The 18,935-nt window shown below is 40.8% G+C and carries 12 protein-coding genes; 5 read left to right on the top strand and 7 right to left on the bottom strand.

Going from position 1 to position 18,935, the window contains the following annotated elements; all coding sequences use genetic code 11:
• Position 1 precedes the first annotated feature (1 nt).
• Together AC07YT_RS19545 and AC07YT_RS19540 are read right to left on the bottom strand one after the other, a co-directional pair.
• Entirely contained in the window at positions 2-2,323 is a 2,322-nt protein-coding gene (locus AC07YT_RS19545; RefSeq protein ID WP_086544930.1) for a PSD1 and planctomycete cytochrome C domain-containing protein, read from the bottom strand.
• 312 nt (positions 2,324-2,635) lie between these two features.
• Positions 2,636-4,522 carry a glycoside hydrolase family 97 protein gene (locus AC07YT_RS19540; protein ID WP_086544929.1) on the bottom strand — a complete coding sequence of 629 codons (1,887 nt, stop codon included), beginning with the start codon at positions 4,520-4,522 and terminating at the stop codon, positions 2,636-2,638.
• 275 nt (positions 4,523-4,797) lie between these two features.
• Between AC07YT_RS19540 and AC07YT_RS19535 the strand changes: the two genes are divergently transcribed.
• Positions 4,798-5,547, top strand: a complete 750-nt coding sequence (locus AC07YT_RS19535; protein WP_086544928.1) for a hypothetical protein — start codon at positions 4,798-4,800, stop codon at positions 5,545-5,547.
• 15 nt (positions 5,548-5,562) lie between these two features.
• Here the strand turns inward: AC07YT_RS19535 and AC07YT_RS19530 are convergent, their stop codons facing one another.
• Genes AC07YT_RS19530 through kaiC form a run of 4 tightly spaced genes read right to left on the bottom strand, consistent with a single transcriptional unit; the run spans position 5,563 to position 9,692 of the window.
• The gene (locus AC07YT_RS19530; RefSeq protein ID WP_086544927.1) at positions 5,563-7,332 is read right to left on the bottom strand and encodes a PAS domain-containing sensor histidine kinase; all 1,770 of its coding nucleotides are present in this window, start codon (positions 7,330-7,332) and stop codon (positions 5,563-5,565) included.
• Between the two features lie 3 nt (positions 7,333-7,335).
• The gene (locus AC07YT_RS19525; protein WP_494945483.1) at positions 7,336-7,653 is read right to left on the bottom strand and encodes a circadian clock KaiB family protein; all 318 of its coding nucleotides are present in this window, start codon (positions 7,651-7,653) and stop codon (positions 7,336-7,338) included.
• Complete coding sequence (gene kaiB, locus AC07YT_RS19520) at positions 7,653-7,940, bottom strand: circadian clock protein KaiB (protein ID WP_478358588.1); 288 nt, start codon at positions 7,938-7,940, stop codon at positions 7,653-7,655. The genes AC07YT_RS19525 and kaiB overlap by 1 nt, the downstream gene beginning before the upstream one ends.
• A gap of 3 nt (positions 7,941-7,943) precedes the next feature.
• On the bottom strand, positions 7,944-9,692 hold the full coding sequence (kaiC, locus tag AC07YT_RS19515; RefSeq protein WP_086544925.1) for a circadian clock protein KaiC: 1,749 nt from the start codon (positions 9,690-9,692) through the stop codon (positions 7,944-7,946).
• A gap of 450 nt (positions 9,693-10,142) precedes the next feature.
• On the opposite strand from kaiC, the gene AC07YT_RS19510 reads away from it, so the two are divergent.
• The 4 genes from AC07YT_RS19510 to AC07YT_RS19495 all read left to right on the top strand — a co-directional run bounded on the left by AC07YT_RS19510 (position 10,143) and on the right by AC07YT_RS19495 (position 15,611).
• A complete protein-coding gene (locus AC07YT_RS19510) occupies positions 10,143-10,742 on the top strand; it encodes a GIN domain-containing protein (RefSeq protein WP_086544924.1) in 600 nt (199 codons plus the stop codon).
• 267 nt (positions 10,743-11,009) lie between these two features.
• Entirely contained in the window at positions 11,010-13,358 is a 2,349-nt protein-coding gene (locus AC07YT_RS19505; RefSeq protein ID WP_086544923.1) for a mechanosensitive ion channel family protein, read from the top strand.
• Positions 13,359-13,587: 229 nt separating this feature from the next.
• The gene (locus AC07YT_RS19500) at positions 13,588-14,700 is read left to right on the top strand and encodes a Fic family protein (RefSeq protein WP_086544922.1); all 1,113 of its coding nucleotides are present in this window, start codon (positions 13,588-13,590) and stop codon (positions 14,698-14,700) included.
• A gap of 89 nt (positions 14,701-14,789) precedes the next feature.
• Entirely contained in the window at positions 14,790-15,611 is an 822-nt protein-coding gene (locus AC07YT_RS19495) for an MOSC domain-containing protein (RefSeq protein ID WP_086544921.1), read from the top strand.
• A 57-nt stretch (positions 15,612-15,668) separates the two neighbouring features.
• On the opposite strand, the gene AC07YT_RS19490 is transcribed toward AC07YT_RS19495, so the two are convergent.
• Positions 15,669-18,776, bottom strand: coding sequence for a DUF5107 domain-containing protein (locus AC07YT_RS19490; protein ID WP_086544920.1), 3,108 nt, complete (start codon positions 18,774-18,776; stop codon positions 15,669-15,671).
• Between the last annotated feature and the right edge of the window lie 159 nt (positions 18,777-18,935).

The following is an 18,935-nucleotide window of genomic DNA, read 5'->3' as shown; positions in this document are numbered from 1 at the left end:
ATCAGGTTTTTGTAATCGTTTCCTCTAGATTATAAATGGTGGTAATCACCTCCATCATTGCGGCCAGTGTGACCTTATTGACGTTTTTAGCAAGGGGATATTCGCCCACGGCCAGTACTTTTTCTGCATCTTTCCCCTGCTCAAATACCTTTTGCTGATCTGCATAATAAGCTATGAGCAGTTTTATTTCCTTTTCGTTCGGCATGCGGCATACAATCAGCCTGAATGCTTTCCTGATTTTTGCCTCAGTCGTATTCTTTTCCTGTAAAAGCTTTGCTGCCAGAACGCGTGAAGCCTCCAGTACCGTAGGGTCATTTAACATCACCAGGGCCTGAAGCGGGGTGTTGGTGTTTAAGCGTTTCACCTCGCACTGATCGCGGTTACTGGCATCGAAAATACCCATTGAAGGTGGTGGAACTGTACGTTTGATAAAGGTATACATGCCCCTGCGGTACAAATCTTCAGCATGATCCTGCCGGTAAGCGGCCAATATACCCCGCCCGGATGTTGCTCCTTCCCAAAGCCCGGCAGGCTGATAAGGTTTTACGCTCGGGCCACCTATGGTTTTCACCAATAAGCCGCTACTGGCGAGTACCACATCTCGAATAGATTCCGCCGGGATGCGGTAACGCGGCGCCCGTGCGAGCAAAATATTTTCAGGGTCGGTTTTTAATTTCTCTTTGGATACGATTGCCGACTGGCGATAAGTTGCTGAGGATACCATCTGTTTAACCAGTCGTTTGATGTTCCAGCCATGGTTCATAAAATCTACAGCCAGCCAATCCAGCAGCTCCGGATGAGAGGGAAGTTCACCCTGCATCCCAAAATCACCTGAGGTTTTAACAATGCCGCGTCCAAAAAACTCCTGCCAGATCTGATTCACAAATACCCTTGCGGTAAGTGGATTTTGCTTATCGAAAAGCCATTGGGTTAAACCCAAGCGGTTTTTGGGATATTTATCGCTGAAAGCGAGCAACGATTTCGGGGTGCCCGCCTGTACTTCTTGTCCATGCGCATCGTAAACACCCCTGTTGAGGATGTAGGTTTTACGCAACGTATCTCTATCACCCATTACCGATACAATCAGTCTATTGGTATCTTTCTTATTTACAAAGCTTAGGATCTTTTTGATGTCCTCATTGCTGATTTCCATCAGTGGCTTTTTCGCATAGGTTTCGGGACCACCTACAGTTGATTGAAGTCCGACTTCTTTAACATTGTTAAAAAAAGCATATAGCTGATAATATTCCTTTTGAGAGAAGGGATCGTACTTATGATCGTGGCAATGCGCACATTCAATAGTTGCGGCCAGCATGGCTTTGCCAAAGGTATTCACCCGGTCTGTTACGTATTCAACGCGGTATTCTTCATCTATTACTCCACCTTCTTCGGTGATTTTGTGGTTGCGGTTAAAGCCTGTGGCCAGTAGCTGCTCTTTGGTGGCATTGGGCATCAGATCTCCCGCCAATTGCCAGGTGATAAACTGCTTGTAGGGCATATTGGTATTGAATGCATGGATGACCCAGTCCCTCCAGGGCCATTGACTACGATAGTTATCATCCTGATAACCGTGTGAATCGGCATAACGGGCTACATCCAGCCAATGTAATGCCATCTTCTCCCCATATGCCGGGCGCTGAATGAGCGATTCTACAACTTTTTCGTAGGCATCGCTACTATTGTCGGCCATAAATTTATTCATTGTCTCCATGTCCGGTGGCAGGCCGGTAAGATCGAGGCTGACGCGTTTTAATAACCTTTCTTTGTCTGCCTGCTCATTTGGTTTTAACCCTTTTTGCTCCAGTTTCTGAAGGATGAAATAATCGATTTCATTTTTTGCCCACGCTTTATTTTCTACTTTTGGGATCCGCGGACTTTTTGGGGGCGTAAAGGCCCAGTGCCGCTCATATTTAGCGCCTTGCTTGATCCATTTCTCAATGACGGCAATTTCATGTGCGGTTAATTTGAGATTAGAGGATTTAGGAGGCATAAGCTGCGTTGAATCCTGACTAGATATGCGCAAAAAAAGTTCAGAGGATAGGGGCTTAAACGGGACTAATGCGTGCGCTGAAGGTTTATCTTTCAAAGCTTTATAGGCTTCTTCAGCGATATCCAGTCTTAAATCTGCTTCACGTTTATTGGCATCGGGGCCATGGCAGATAAAACACTTATCGGACAGAATCGGCCTGACATGAAAATTGTAACTGATGCTATCAGGCACCTGCTCCTCGGCGATCTGGCTCGTTGATGAGCTATTGCATGCCTGTATCGCATACACAATAGCCGAAAACAACAGCATTAAATAAATAAGCCTGCGGTTCATACTGATTATATTTGGTTTCGGTCCTCGCTGATGAGATGATCATCGGTAGGGCTGGTATAATAATAAATAACTAAAACGATTAACACAATGGATTATCCTACTCATTACAATGGACTATCTTACTATAAAACAGCACGGTAAGCTCAAAAACTTGCAATCTTTATTAGCAGCATAAATGCCAAAGAAAAAACATCCGGTATTCTTAATTTTATAAAGGTTCAAATATAATGGGCGCCCCACTACAAGTAATTTGACAATTACTTATGTTTTTTTTGCAGGTGTAAAACCAAATGGTATCGTAATCGGCTATTTTTATAATGCCCTGAAAATAACAGCCTCTCCACCTTTTGCTTTTAAATCAAACGACAGCACGGTTGAAGAATTTACCTCTATTTTCCTGATCAGAATTTTTGTGGCCGTTTGTAGTGAAGAATCATCGGTATAAATCGTGGCTTCGTATTTTGTTTTTCTGTCTAGAAAATTAAGCGGTAAAGTGAAACTTCTTGATTGATCGGTCATTGTACCCAGGTACCAATCGTTTCCATTTTTTCTGGCTATAGTACCGTATTCACCTATCTTCCCATCGAATACCCTGGTATCATCCCAAACGGTTGGCAAAGCATCATAAAAACTAAGATCAGGTATTTCATCTATTACGGAGGCGGCCGATCCTGCCCCTCCCTTAGCCCTGGGTGCATCAGCAGGACGGTCATACCAATAAACGAATTGCCATGGGCTATATAAACAGATTGCTTTCGCCATTTGCGAGGCATGCGAGCCCATTTGATCTACCCTTGGCGCAAAATAACAATTTGTAGCATCGGCAGCACCAGCCAGCATCCGGGTAAACATGGTGCTTAATGCCTGTTTGCTATCAGGACTTTCTTCATCACCACGCACGCCCTCCTGGGTCATTAAATTCGGATAAGTCCTCGAATAACCTGTTGGGCGGTAATCGTCGTGAATATCCAGCATCAGTTGATGATTTGCTGCTTTTTTGATGGCCTCATGAAGCCATTTCATATTCTGCTGTGAATTTACATTTACAAAGCCATATTTTAATCCTGCCACGCCCCAGGATTTATACAGAGGCAGGATTGTATCGATCTGTTTTGTTAACGCTCTTTGATTGACATAGAGGATTACCCCAACACCTTTGCTTTTTCCATAAGCAATAACTTCCTTTAGATCCAATGGACCTGGAGACCTTGAAGCGTCTACATTTACGGCAAGCGCGCTGGATGCGTTATCATATTCGTGACCATACCAGCCGGCATCAAACTCTATATACTGGAGATGATGTTTGGCAGCAAAATCTATGCAGGCCTTGCCTCCAGCTGTTGTTAAAGTGACCTCGCGGATTACCTTTCCAGGTTTTATCCAAGATACATCCTTCAATGAAGATGGTTTATTTAAGTTTAGTATGAAATAGTTATTTTCTAATAGTCTGCCTGGTGATTCTGCAATCATTACATAACGCCAAGGTGTTGAAAAACTGCTATCAAAAACCGATTTTCCTTTTAGTGCTGCTGTTATCAACAAGCTGTCTTTTGGAGAACGGTCAAATTTCATTTGTGCATAGTCAGTTAAAGCAGCCTCACCCAATGCTACCACACATTTTGGATCGATTTCAATCACATAAGGACGCTCAGTACCGTTTGGTGTTTTGCTCACACGCTCCCTGGTATAACTTGCCTGCGACTCCCTGGCTATCCACGAAGCATGATCCCGGGTAAATTGAAAACCAGTAAGCTCACGGGTAATCGTTACCGGTTTCTTGTTATCGATGTTATATTGAAAGGCCAATCCTTCATTATATAAGCGAAAATCCATCGAAAAAGAACGAAAAGGTTTTGTATTCTCCTTAAACCGGATGGTTAGTCCCCTATAGTGATCAGCATATATATTTTTCTCTCCGTAAACCGGTTTCCAGGTATCATTCACTAGTTTTTGGCTAACTGAAACAATTTCCAGATGAGCAGACAAAGGATCTTCTCCTTCAAGTTCAAGCCCAAGCGGTGATGCAGCGATTATTACACTTCCCTGAAACATAACACTATAGTTTAATGCAGATTTATTATGCATTTCTGTATTGAGGGTCACCAGTATTTTTTTGTCCGGGCTCAAAATCTTAACTTCTTTTGCCTGTACAAACCGGCTTAGTGTTATCAAAAACAGTATGGTAAGAAACTTATTCATGTTATTTTGTCTGTGCGATCGGGATCAACATTTAATTTGTATGGTGGGTTAGCGGCGAGCAATGAAGCCTCAATACCGTATTACGATTTCTTTAAACAGATGGGTTTTCTGGTTGGTTTGGATGATTTTCATGTCAATAAGATATTTGGCCAGCTCAATGATAACAAATCTGCAGCTAATTTCTAGATAATATTGGATGTGGAGCATAAAATTTGATTTTCTCCGTTTCATTCTATAAATTGAGGCGGAATCTTATCCAAACTCCATTAACCGTTATGAAAAGGTATCTTTTTATTATCCTTTTAGCCATCTCTTTTTCTGTACAGGCACAGTCTAATGCAGGCAATTACAAATACATTATCGTGCCCGAGAAATTCAATTTTTTAAAGCAGGTTAATCAATATGGCTTAAATACCCTGACCAAGTCATTTTTTGAGGAGAAAGGTTTTACGGTATATTTTGATAATTCGGAGATACCTGAAGAAATTGCAGGCGATAGATGCAAGGCCCTGATTGTAGAACTGCAGGAAAACAACAGCATGTTTGTGACCAACCTTACGCTTTTGCTTAAAGATTGTAAGGGCGCTGTAGTGATCAAAAGCAAGGCAGGCAAAAGCAGGGAAAAAGAATATGAAACTTCGTATAATCTGGCGCTGAGAGATGCTTTCACCTCCTTCAACGATTTTAAATATATAGCGGGCAACCCGACTGTGGTTACCAGCCCGGCACCAGCCACGGTAAATACAGCAGCTAAAACCGCCCCTGTACCCGTTAATGAGCCAGTAGCTGTCAAAACAGAACAACAAGAAGGATTATTATATGCACAACCCATCAGCAATGGCTATCAACTGATAGACGCGACGCCTAAAATTGTAATGACCTTACTCAAAACTTCAGCAGAGGATTGTTATATTTCGAATAATGGGAGTGCAAATGGCGTCGTTTTAAAAAAGAATGGAAGCTGGTTTTTCGAGTACTACAAAAACAATATTCTTGTTTCGGAGAAACTATCAATTAAATTTTAGTGCTATGATTTAAGCCTAAAGGTTTATGGAAGAATTAATTAAAGGCAAGCTAAAATAAAAAACAGATCCCTTTCCTATCTGGCTTTCTGCCCATATCTTCCCGCCATGTCTGTGAATAATCTCCGCAGACAGATAAAGTCCTATTCCAAAACCGGCAACAGTGCTCATCCGGTTACTTTCTACCCGGTAAAACCGTTCGAAAAGCTTTGGAATATCGTTTTCATCTATTCCCATTCCATGATCCTTAATCCGGAATACGGCAGTCTCACCTTCAAGATAACAGTCTACACTTATTTCACTATCCACAGGTGAGTATTTCACCGCGTTGCTGATCAGGTTATTAACCACATGTCCAAGCTTGTCTCTATCCACGCTCACAAAAAACCCTGGCTGGAAGGCAAATTTTATGTTATGGCTGTTTACTGTGGCCATATATTCTTCAAGCACTTCTTCAAGCAGTACAGACATTTCTACGGGCTGAAAATCCATCAACATTTTGCCTGACTCCAGACGTGACAGGTTAAGGAAACCATTGATCATGCTTGTCATTTTATTCACCTGGCGTTCAGCTCGCTGCAGGGCTTTATCTTCAAAGCCATTCTGATTACCTCTGGCTTTCAGTTGCATAACCTGGATATAACCTTTCATGGAAGTAAGCGGTGTTTTAAGTTCGTGGCTCACCATTGCAATAAAGTCATTCTTCCGCTGTTCATCGCGTTTTTGATCTGTTACATCCATCAGCACGGCATAAATGCTGTCAAAATCGCCATTACTGCCTTTTTTAGCCTTGCCAACTATTCTTACCCAACGGCGCTCGCCTGAAATAAGCTGCCTGATCGGATAGGTATAATCCAATGGTTTTCTAAGATTGATACAATCCTGAAAAGCCTGCTCGAGATCGGAAAGGTATTCGGTATCAACGCAAGCCAGCACCATTGCCCGGTTCACCTCTTCTTCCAAAGGCATGCCGCAAAGTTCCCTGAATCTTTGTGACACTTCTGCCCGTCCTGTTTTAATATCCAGGTTACAACTACCCAGCTCAGCGGCATCGAAGGCCGATTGCAGGTTATCTTCACTTTCCTTTAAGGCGTGAAGTGCATCATTGAGTTTATCGTTGATTTCTGTCTGAAGATCATTAACTGCCGCGAGCTCTTCATTGATCGCTTCCAGTTCTCTTGTCCTTAGCCTAACGGTATTTTCAAGATTTTCATTAAGTTCATCAGCCGTTCTTCTTGCTGCTTCAAGCTCCTTATTCCTGGTTTCTAAAAGCAGTTGGTTTTTCTTCAACTCACTCAGATCAGTAACAATGACACTTAGCGCGGTACCTTCATCAAGATTAAGCACTTTCAAAGAAAGCTGTACGGACAAATAGATGCCTGAACTGCTTATAATATTGATTTCTGCCTTAGTATCTGCCTGCCAGGCACTATTAATCAGCTCTTGTACAATCGCCTGGTCTTCTCTTGAAAAAAATGTCAAAAAGTTTCGGCCGATAACTTTTTCTAAAGGTAGTTCTAAAAGCCTGGCCAGCTGCGAATTGCAATACAATATCCGAGCAAACCCATCAAGGGTGAGTGCGCTTTCGGTCATCTGTTCGATAAAAATCCGGTAGGTATGATCAGCACTCTTGAGCGTGAAGAGCTGATGTCCATCTTCACCATTTACAATCAGGGCATCAACTTCCCCCGAGCGGATGGCCTGGATGATATCGTTCGCTTCTTCCAGCTGGAGACGAAGTTCCTCATAGGCACGTTCAAGCTGAATATGTTCACTTGTCTTCTGCATAATTTAATACCTGATACCCAAGCCCTTCAATACTTTTTCACGATCGGAACAATCACCGATAAGCTTTCTGGTAGGAAGAGGAGATTTTTTGATCAACATTGGAATGGCGGTAACGTCCTCATGCTGTACCAGTAAGGGTTGCTGATGTGCATCAATAATATCCAGCTCGTACCTGCCGGCAATAAATTCCTCGCAGATTGCACGGATATTAACAATGGCCCTTGCGGAAACCGGTGATGCACCTGCAATGAAAAGCCTAAGCGAAAAAAATTCTGCGCTTGGGGTACTATCTGGATGATCTGGATTTCCTGTAGACATCATTAATTATTAACCTTTGTACGTATATCCAGTCCCACTAAAACCTTTTCCTCATTTGAAAGGTCACCTATAATTTTGCGAACGGGTTCAGGCACTTTTTTCACCAGTGTCGGAATTGCAAATATCTGATCACCTTCAGCCAGTTGTGGTTTTTCCAAAAGGTCGATCACCTCAATGCTATATTTTCCCTTCAGATGTTCTTCGCAGAGCTTCTTCAGGTTTTCCAGTGCCGCTACCGATTTACTCGTTTTACCGGCTACATACAGCCGGAGTTCGTATGCTTTACCCACTATTTATTTCTTTTTTTTATTTCTATTTTGTTCTTCTCTACCCGTATTTCCCCTGCGCATGTCGGCAATTTTGCTTATGGTTTCGCCCATAATCTGTTTTTTTAAGGCCTCCTCTACATAAACTTTATTAAGCTCTTCTTCTGCAGATTCATATTCTGACCTTAAACTTTCAATCTTTGATTGCAAAACTTTCCGCTTACGTTCCAGTTCACGGTCTTTCCGGCTGACTGCCTGTGCATGGATCACTTCACCGGTTTGTTCTAGCAATACCCGTGCCTCTCTTGCCGATCCGGTAAGCACACCATCCTCGGTAAGATATACGTCCATCAGGTTAAGCCCCTGATCGGTAATGACAAATTCCCTAATCTGATTGGAATGTTTCATGCCCCTTGATTTCATGATATACAGGCCTCTGTTTCTTTCCCCATTACTCTCGATATCCCGGATCAATAACCATGCATCAACAAGCGAAGATACACCCTCGTCGGTTTGTTCGTTCACGATAGTATTGAGGGTAAGTGCGGTAAACATTACCGTAATCTGCTCAGCCTGTAGAAAGTCGATCAGACGCACAAGCATGGTTTTCACCTCACTTACAGATCCTATCGTGATCAGGTTAGTGATCGGATCAAGCACAACCACGGAGGGTTTGAATTTTTTGATCGCCTTGTGAATTGCCACCAAATGCATCTCCAGGCCATATAAAGTAGGGCGTGAAGCATAAAACTCCAGGGTCCCTTTGGTTACATGTTTTTGAAGATCAACACCAATAGAGCGCATGTTCCTGATAATTTGTTTTGGGGACTCTTCGAAAGCAAAGAAAAGACATTTTTCGCCTCGCGCACAGGTAGAATTGGCGAATGTGGCCGCTATACTGGTCTTGCCCGTTCCAGCCGTACCTGAAACCAATATACTGCTTCCTTTATAAAAGCCAGAATTTCCCAGCATTTTGTCAAGTGCAGGAATACCTGAAGATAAGCTTTTCGAAGAAACCTCATGATTCAGTTCCAAAGAGGTAACCGGAAGTACCGAGATACCTTCATCATCGATCAGGAAAGGGTACTCATTGGTTCCATGAACCGATCCGCGGTATTTTACAATCCTAAGCCTTCTGGTGGAGATTTGGTTAATAATCCTATGGTCAAGTAAAATCACACAGTCTGACACATACTCTTCCAGTCCCTGACGGGTGAGCCCATTTCCACCGCGCTCCCCTGTGATGATTGCAGTAACCCCTTTCGATTTTAGAAACTGAAAAAGCCTCCTGATCTCTGCCCGTAATATTGCAGCGTTGTTTAGCCCCGAAAACAAGTTCTCGATGGTATCCAGCACAACTCTTTTAGCACCTATACTGTCAATGGCATAACCCAAACGAATGAAAAGTCCTTCCAGATCATATTCCCCGGTCTCTTCTATTTCCGAACGGTCGATGTGTACATAATCCAACTTTATTTTCTTATCCTTTTCTAAGCGATCCAGATCAAATCCGAGTGAGGCTACATTCGCTTTAAGTTCTTCAGCTTTTTCCTCAAAAGCCATAAATACGCCGGGTTCGTTATAATCCAGTGCCCCTTTTACGATGAACTCTATGGAAAAAAGTGTTTTCCCAGAACCCGCTTCGCCGCAGACAAGTGTAGGCCTTCCCGAGGGTAGTCCCCCCAGCGTGACTTCATCAAGTCCGGAAATACCAGTAAGTGTTTTAGGAATTGTACCTGATGAGCGCGTTTCCGACTGCTTTTTTACTTTAGCCATTCATTTAAATTTTAAAGCCTAAATCTATTAATTAATTATAACCTCAGATCAGCTCTTTTCAAACAAACAGGGAATATAAAAAAATGTTTGCCACCAGCGCACATATATCCCATCTAAAAGTCGTAGCGCTTTTGAAATAACTTTCACCATAAGTTATCACGGCAGGATGCAAGATTCATCGTTGTACCGCTGATCATTTCAGGTCTGCCCTGCAATTATTGATAGCCCCTATTATTACCATGTTGATCCCAAATCATTGGGAGAATTCTCGCCCGAACCAGAATGATCTCTAAAAACGAACTCCTTTTCGCCCGATTTTTAAACCTGTTCGTCGAGAATTACACTGCGTTGGTATAATTGAGCATTTTCTGCTGCAACGTTTTGCCCATAGTGGCGTCTTATCTACAAAACAATCACAAAATATTAATTAAAAATATAAATAACAGCATTATGAAAACCTCAATCAAAACCCTAACAAAATCAGTATTAGCAGCTATCGTTTTAAGTTCTGCTATTTTCTCAACAAGTGTAATGGCAGGCGAAAAACAGCCAGTTAAAATGTCGGCACCTAAAAACATCAGCCAGGTTATCGTAAGTGGAAATGTAGAAATTACATTGATACAAGGAGAAAAAGAAGGCGTAAGCTACAATGATGATAACACTGGTAAAGTAAAAGTAATCCAGGATGGACATGCATTAAAAATTAGTTCGGCAGATAGAAATACCGCTAAGATTACTGTTTATGTAAACAATATCTACAGAGTACAGGCTTCTGAAAATGCAGTAGTAAAAACAGCTGGTAAATTAGATGCTAAATACCTACAGTTATTCTTAAAAGGAAATGCGGTTGCTGAAATCGATTCAGATACAGAAAGTTTATATACTGTAATTGAAGGCCGTGCCGATTTAAAATTAAGCGGAGCTACAGGAGAACACATCTTAGTAATGGGAAGCACTCCAAAATTGAATCTTGACAGGTTTGCAGCATTGAAAACACAAATGAGCTCTCCAGTAACTGGTACAGAACAAACAGCTTCATTAGCAAAATAAGTTCATCACAATATTAGTAAAGGGCGGCAAAAATATTTTGCCGCCCTTTTTTTGTTGAAATTTTTGTTCAGAAATAAGTCTTCCTTTGGTCTTATCCGCACATAACTTCACCATTGATCTGAAACTGATTTCGCTTTACAGTAAGGCAATTTAAGAAATGGCCAAAGAATGTGGCCGAAGTGATACGCTCAGAAAATCAATTCTAATCCCTATTTTTGAAAACCCATATTTTCAATAAAAGATAATATTCAATACTGCTTAAGCTAGATGATAACACGAAATTCTTTTTACCCGGCCATCCGGAACTCCATATCGTTACTTTTTATCCTGTTTTTTTCTGCTCATGTGTTTGCGCAGCAAGATAAAGGTCAGGATGTAGCTATTCTTTCCGATTCTGCTACCTTGACCAGGGGTGATTATCTCACGCATCTGGAAAAAGTATTTGAAACCGTTAATAAAGTTCCGGTTACTGTTGGCTCTTTTAAGAAACTTAAGCCCATAGAAGCACATTTAACGCAGGATGAAGCTGCACTGGCACTGCTTAAAAGCCGTTTAACACAAAGTGACAGGTCTCCAAACCTGCAAAACCTGCAGATGGACCAAACCCTGCTGGAAGAACTACAAGGCAATAACAAAGATTGTTTATCAGACCTTGATGAATATGAAAAGGAGCTACGGGCTTTAAAAACCGAGATTCTGAACCTGCGTAAAGATACCGTACTGATTAAAATATTTACGGTGCCTGCCATACAGGTGATGTTTAAAGATCAGTTTGCAGAGTTAAAGAAGAAACGGATAGTGATGGATAGTTTATTGAAAACAACTACCTTATCAATTAACAACCTGCAGGCCAGAACCTCTTCTAACCTGATCAATATTAAAGAGTTAATGTACCTGACCGATAGTCAGCTCGATGCGGTGAGCATTAAAGCTTTTGGTAAAGAGCGCCGTTACTTATGGGAATCGGTAAACAAACGGGCCAATAAAAGCATGGGCTTTCGCAGGTTTATCAAAGGAGAGCAGGAAATATCAGGCTATTATTTTGTATATACCCGAAGCAGCCGGCTCTTATTGCTGTTCACCTGTACCATATTTTTCTTTTGGGTATTCTTCAATTTCAGAAGTGTAAAACAGCGTGGCCGTTTAGAAACCCTTGATGGTTTTTCGCTGATCAGTCCGCAGCCTTACCTCATCACCTTTATTATGCTCTTTGCACTGGCGCCAATCTTTGATCTGCGGGCGCCTGCACTTTACATAGAAGCGGTGGAGATTATACTGGCTATTTTGCTCACGGTATTTTTCCGCAAAAAGCTAAGCGCAAAGTTATTTTACTATTGGTGCATATTTGTGGTACTCCTTCTTGCCCCGGTTTTTTTACGCCTTTTGGGTATGCCACCAAGATACCAGCGCTGGCTCCTGCTGTTCCTCACGACCAGTTCGGTGGCCTATGGCATTATGGTATGGAAAATGCTCGATGAGCAAACCAAACGATATAAAATGATCCTGACCACGGGTTTTATTTATGTTGTCTTTGCCATCATAGCTACCTTTTGTAATCTATTTGGCCGCTTTACCCTCACGCAGATTTTTTATTCTGCCGGGGTAAGCTCGCTTTTAAACGCCATATCGTTAACCATCCTGGCCAAAGTATTGGTAGAAGCCTTTTTGCTACAGATGAAAAGCAGCAGGATCAGAAAGGGATTTCCGGAATATTTCGACTGGCAGCCAGTAATTGCCGGACTTAAAAGGCTCACGGGTATTGGCGCTACCCTAATCTGGTTTGTCATCTTTACTACCAACCTGAATATTTTTAACGGGCTGTATGAATCGGTAATGGAAATCCTGACTGAGAAAAGAACGATAGGCAGTTTCTCTTTTACTTTTGGTGGCATTGTATTGTTTTTGGGTATTATCTGGATTGCCAACTTTTTGCAGAAATACATTGCTTATTTCTTTGGCGATACCGGCGATGATAGCTTTGATGATAACAAAGGAGAGCGATCTAAATTACTGGTTACCCGTTTGGTGTTATTAATTGGCGGCTTTTTAATCGCCGTTGCAGCCTCCGGACTGCCAATCGATAAAATAACGGTGATCCTGGGTGCATTAGGTGTGGGAATTGGTTTGGGTTTACAGAATATCGTAAGCAATTTTGTATCGGGCATTATCCTTATTTTTGATAAGACGATCCGAATAGGTGACATTGTAGAACTGAGCAATAAAAAAGGAAGGGTAAAGGAAATCGGCGTACGCGCCAGTACCCTACTTAGCGACGAAGGCGCCGAAATTATTATTCCTAACGGCTCCATTTTATCGAACAACATCATCAACTGGACACTGAGTAATAACCAGATGCGGGTAGATATTTCTTTATCAATTGCCAAACCCTTTAATTCAACTGAAGTGGTAAACCTGATCAGAGAAATTATTGTAGAGAACAGCAATGTTTTTATCAGCAAAGAACCGATCATTATGATCAGCCCGATAAGTAAGCTCAACAGCAATATCAACATTTATTTCTGGTGTAAGGATATTTCTAAAGCTGATCTCACAAGAAGCATGATCAATGCGCAGATATTTGAGGTGTTTGAGCAGAACAACATCGACATTTTATAATCCAAATATTATAGACTAAAAGAATTATAAAGTCAGTAATCTACACCAAATGGCATAATATGTTCATTATTTTTAAAAAAATGAACATATTATGCTTTTCTGTTCAAAATATTACATATTTTTGTGATATGTTCAATATTTCGTAAAATATGAACACATGCCTAAAGTCTGTCCATTAATAATTAATATTATACACATACGCTTAAGGATATAATAAAAATGAACATTTATGGTATATGATAGAACACGTCCTTTCAATGATCTCCCACTCTTACCTCCTTTAGAAAGTATTGAGGAGGATATAGATATTTTAAAAAAATTAGTAACAGCTTCAAGAGCATTGGCTACAACAAATAGCAGCCTTTATCGCCTGCCCAATCCAACAATGTTAGTCAACACTATTGCACTACAGGAGGCACAAACCTCAACCGCGATTGAAAATATATTCACCACAGAAGATGAATTATATAAGGCCGTTTCAGATACGCTTAGAGAAGATAACATTAAGCCCGCAACGAAAGAGGTATTAAGGTACCGGGAGGCACTTTGGGAAGGGTATAAACTGATTGTAATAAACGGAAAAATAGATAAGGATTGTATCATCAGTACATTCAGACAGATTAAAAATACAACGGCAGGTTTCAGGCCCCAACAAAGTTTAACAGTGATCAGAAGAGGGCAAAGTCAATTTAGATCAGGCGAGATTGTATATACCCCACCTAGAGGAGAGGGCATAATTGAAGCAAAAATGGACAATTTGATTGAATATCTAAACGATGATAATAAGTACCCATCAGACCCACTGATAAAAATGTGCATCGCCCACTATCAATTTGAAGCAATACATCCATTCACCGATGGAAATGGAAGAACTGGAAGAATTCTAAACCTTTTATATTTAGTCAACAAAGATTTATTACAACAACCTATATTATATCTGTCCAAATACATTATCCTAAACAAAGATGATTATTACTATCACCTAGGGGTAGTTACCCAGAGAGGTTCATGGAAACCCTGGCTCCTATATATGCTTGATGCTGTAGAAAAAACTGCTGTATTAACTAACCAGTTGATCATAAGTATTCTGAATCAGATGGAAGCTACCCTATCTTATGGAAAATCCAAGATCAAATGGTATAATAAAGAAATTAATGAAGCTATTTTCAGCCAGCCCTATATTAGACCTAAATTTATTGGAGATCTGCTTGGTGTTAGCTCAAGAACGACACTTACTAAATACTTCAGAGAACTTGAAGATGCAAAAATAGTGAGTGCAGCTAAAGATGGTAGAGAAGTATTTTATATTAATGATGATCTTATTCAAATTTTGAAGGGATAAAAGACACTTTAGGCCGTACTGAAGAACAATGACTTTTCATTTGTCCAAACCAGTAGGATAAATCAAAAAAGTGTATTTATCTTTAAAGCATGAACAAGTTTATCCTTTCTGAAATCAATATTTATCCCATCAAATCGCTGGGTGGAATACGCCTTGAAAAAGCGCAACTCGAAGAAAGGGGCCTGCAATATGATAGAAGATGGATGCTTGTTGACGAGGAAGGTATCTTTATTACCCAAAGGAAACACTTTGAACTGGCACTATTGCAGGTAAATATTAGCGATGGTAAATTAACAGTTTCCCATAAAAAATTACCTGAGCAAAGTATATTCTTTTCTTTGGATGAAGATACCGGGGAGCAAATTTCAGTTGTAATCTGGAACGATACCGCTACAGCACTTGAAGTAAATAAAACGGTAAGCGACTGGTTTTCTGATTTCCTGAACTTTAAGGTTAGACTGGTAAAAATGCCTTTAACTGAAAAACGATGGGTAGACCGTGATTATGCTTTGAATGATGAAATAGTGAGTTTTGCCGATGGTTATCCCTGTTTGCTTATCGGTCAGTCTTCGCTTGATGGCCTTAACAACAAGCTAGACCAACCCATTCTGATGGACCGTTTCCGTCCAAATTTTGTTTTTACGGGTGGCGAGCCTCATGTGGAGGACGGTTTTCAAAGTTTTCATATTGGCGAGGTACTGTTTTCTGCGGTAAAACCTTGTGCAAGATGTGTATTAATCACGATCGATCAGCAAACCGGCGAAAAAGGCCAGGAACCATTGAGAACGCTGGCCGGTTACCGTACAGCAGGCAAAAAAATCATGTTCGGACAAAACCTGCTTCATCATCATTTAGGTACAATACGTGTTGGTGATGAATTAAAAGTTAAAGATTGGAAGGAAGCGCATTAACACGCTTCCCTATTCCATAAGCAAATGCAGACCTATTTCATTTGCATTGTGGTAACTTTATTTAAACGGTTTTAGCTTTTCCAGTAAGCGTATTCCCGCATCATCTATGTCGGTTTTCGGCAATTGTTCATTTTCGAATACCTGCAAACACCAATTTATTATTTTATTGTCGGGATATTGTTTAACCTGCCCCTTCAGCCATTTGCTGGCTTCTGCTCTTTTTCCAAGTTTTTCAAGTGCCCAGGCCGTTGCCAGATGATTGGAAGCGATAAAATTATTCACGGTATTCTCAATTTTAGATTTGAACTGAATAATCTTTTGTAAAGAGGCTTTTGCGGCTGCTCGTTTTCCCATTTGTTTATAGCACAGATAACTCATCCAATCTTCTAAACGTTCATCCAGATTTTCCGGATAGGGTTTACCCACCCCTAAGTTCAACGGCCACTTCTTTGCCTCATCAATGAAAGTAATTGCGGTGTTATAATCGTGATGTTGTATCCTTTCAATGGCTTGCATCAGCTCTGCCTCCCGATATAGTTCGCGCCCGATTGTAGCCCCCTCGAACGGCAGGATATTGATTTTTGATAAAAGTTCAGTGCATTTTCGGTAATCCTTATTAAGCAACAGCGCTTTTGCATACAACATACCGATGATATAATTGTCCTGGTGTGCATTGTAATAAGGTTCAATTACCGTCAGCGCATTCTGCTTATGGCTAATGTAATAATCGCCCAATAGTTTAATGTAACGCCAGTCATTTTTATCTAATGCAATTGCCTTTTTAAGATCAGCAAGATCTGAGTTCCCCATTAGCATTGCGGCACGGGCGGCATAAAAAGCTGCAAAGTCTGGCTGATCGCCACATGCGGTAAACAACTTTTTGCTTTCAGTGATGTTATTCCGGTCTTTATATAAAAGGGCAAGGTAATATTTTGGTTTCCAGCTTTTGCTGTTTTGTGTTGCCCATAACAATACTTCGAGGTCTTCTGATCGGAACGGAAATACAAATGCGGGAGAGGTAGCATCGGCCTGTTCTAATAGTAGAGAGGAAGACAATCCTTTTTTATACTGCAAAAATGCCAGCCAATAATTTACCAAAGCATTTGTAGGCGCCAGGTTCAATACTTTTTCACATTCCTCATAACACCCGCTTTTGTAATAACTAACAGCCAATTCTAAAAAGGTTTCGGTTGGCTGCTCATCGCGGATCATTGAAGTGAATGCTGTTTTGTTTTCTGCTGAAGGCTTTGCCAGATATTTTTCGAAACGTGCGAAATGATTAAGTGGATCAAATGACAAAATCGTATCCAATACCGGTTTAGCATTTTTATCTTGATAGCGAAGGGCAATAGCCTGTACTTGTAGTGCAGCAATATCAAAACGGTTATAATCAATCGCTTTGCCTGCATACTCCATTGCCTTGTTCCAGTTTTTTTCTACCAGATATAATTTACCTAAACCATTATAAGCTGCACTTCTGTACTCAATGGACAAACTTGCAATATCAAAACCGTCTTTAGCATCAATTACATTGCCCATTTCTGCATTGATGATGCCATAATAATAATTAGCTGCACCATCATTCGTATCCATACTTAATGCTTTTTTTATCACTTTTAAAGCTTCGGCATACTGCATATTGCGGTACATTAATTCGGCCATTTTAACCAATGCGGGTAAAAAATTAGGTTCTTTAGCTAACGATGATTTTAATTTTTCTGCTGCAGCGGCGTACATTTTCTGATCCATCAGCGCCTTACCCTGCAAATAAAGGCCATAGCCCGAATTCCAGTTAAAATCTTTGGGCGATTCAAGCGGGCGGCTCAGGTTATAGGCATCCGGTTTAGACTCGTAAATCAGCTTATTATCGCCTAAAGTAACAACCAGATCTCCAGGATTCACATCCATTTTTATAGAATCAGTAAAAGTTTTGGATGGGGCGATTGCTATTTTTTTATCATAAATATTTTTCCCTCCCTGCGTCACCTTTAGTGTTTCTGAAATCTGCTGTACAGCACTCAAATAAATTTTAAACCAGCCATTTTCATGTTTCACATTCAATGCGCCATACTCATTGGCTTTTACAAAACCTTTCGTTTTTAAAACAGGATACCAGTATTCTGTCCATAAATCAGCCGCGCCAGGTGAAAAACTTTTATGTTTGAATGGCGTAAAGGTACTCTTATCAGCAGTTTGATTGAATAATCTTCCGGATTGGATTTCGGAGTATTGACCATCTGTATCGGTCAACAGCTTTTCCCATATCATGCCCTGATCTGAGAGTCCCCAGATCCATATCTTTTTACCTGCCTTATCATCGTGACCAGAATATCTTGCAATTCCGAAATCGTCATCATGCCAGTAAGCCCCAAAAAAATCAGTGTATTTGCCAAATACATGGTAAGATTTATACCCACCAAAATTATTGTTATCATAAAAAGAAATGTCTTTACCATTCTCCTTATTTATCGGCCAGTCGCTGTGCTCGCCTTCATGCCCCAGATAATGGGTGCCCGGATAAATGTATTCTAAATTTCCACTCACCTTTATCCCCGTGTTCATCCAATGGTAATAGGGCTGCTCAACAGGTGTTGAATTAAACCAGAAACATTTGGTGGTAAAATATGATTTATCCCGGGGCAGATTAATTTCCATTGTCCAGTTTGTCCGGGTTAGCAGATCCAGTACCCCAATAAAACAGCTTACACTGCCGTCGTCATTTTTTCTGGTCAAATAGTTTACCGGCGTTACCGTGTTAGGTGTATGCCCCATAATGCCATAGTTCGGCTCAATTCCACCACTGGTCCAGGGGCCGCGCATGGCTATATCCCTAAATTTCACCACATGGTTATCGTAAACGAAAGATTTTCCTGTCGATTTTTCAATGGCCGACCATATCTTTCCTCCTATCTCTGGTAAGATGGTCAGTTTTAAATAGGCATTTTCCAGCTCAATAACTTTCCATTCTTTTTGTACGGGTTTATCGGTAAATCCATCGTAGCGGAAATAAGGATAAATGTGGGTAAACGAAGGAATTGGATTAGGATCAGAAAAGGGATAAGTTTTAAATGCCTTCTTATATTCGCGGATACGGGCAGCCTCCTGACCAAAAGCATTGACTGTAACGACACAGATTAAAAATGCGAAGCATAAATATTTTTTCATTGTAACCTTTATGTGATGAAATAACCTGAACCACTATTGAAACATTTCCTGGCTAGCATATAACTAGATCGACTATTTCAAATCGTTAATTCTGACTTGTTTTAAGCCTTTTTAGTTGAACTTAACTAAGATAGAATTTCCTGTTCATTTTATCGTATC

This window comes from Pedobacter sp. GW460-11-11-14-TSB4 (assembly GCF_059423705.1).
This window is presented reverse-complemented; position numbering and strand designations above follow the sequence as displayed.

Excerpts from the sequence above, each read along its gene's own strand:
- AC07YT_RS19525 (WP_494945483.1), bottom strand. The coding sequence starts at position 7,653 with ATGATGTCTACAGGAAATCCAGATCATCCAGATAGTACCCCAAGCGCA.
- AC07YT_RS19530 (WP_086544927.1), bottom strand. The coding sequence starts at position 7,332 with ATGCAGAAGACAAGTGAACATATTCAGCTTGAACGTGCCTATGAGGAA.
- kaiC (WP_086544925.1), bottom strand. The coding sequence starts at position 9,692 with ATGGCTAAAGTAAAAAAGCAGTCGGAAACGCGCTCATCAGGTACAATT.
- AC07YT_RS19535 (WP_086544928.1), top strand. The coding sequence starts at position 4,798 with ATGAAAAGGTATCTTTTTATTATCCTTTTAGCCATCTCTTTTTCTGTA.
- AC07YT_RS19500 (WP_086544922.1), top strand. The coding sequence starts at position 13,588 with ATGGTATATGATAGAACACGTCCTTTCAATGATCTCCCACTCTTACCT.
- AC07YT_RS19510 (WP_086544924.1), top strand. The coding sequence starts at position 10,143 with ATGAAAACCTCAATCAAAACCCTAACAAAATCAGTATTAGCAGCTATC.
- AC07YT_RS19505 (WP_086544923.1), top strand. The coding sequence starts at position 11,010 with ATGATAACACGAAATTCTTTTTACCCGGCCATCCGGAACTCCATATCG.
- AC07YT_RS19545 (WP_086544930.1), bottom strand. The coding sequence starts at position 2,323 with ATGAACCGCAGGCTTATTTATTTAATGCTGTTGTTTTCGGCTATTGTG.
- AC07YT_RS19540 (WP_086544929.1), bottom strand. The coding sequence starts at position 4,522 with ATGAATAAGTTTCTTACCATACTGTTTTTGATAACACTAAGCCGGTTT.
- AC07YT_RS19490 (WP_086544920.1), bottom strand. The coding sequence starts at position 18,776 with ATGAAAAAATATTTATGCTTCGCATTTTTAATCTGTGTCGTTACAGTC.
- AC07YT_RS19495 (WP_086544921.1), top strand. The coding sequence starts at position 14,790 with ATGAACAAGTTTATCCTTTCTGAAATCAATATTTATCCCATCAAATCG.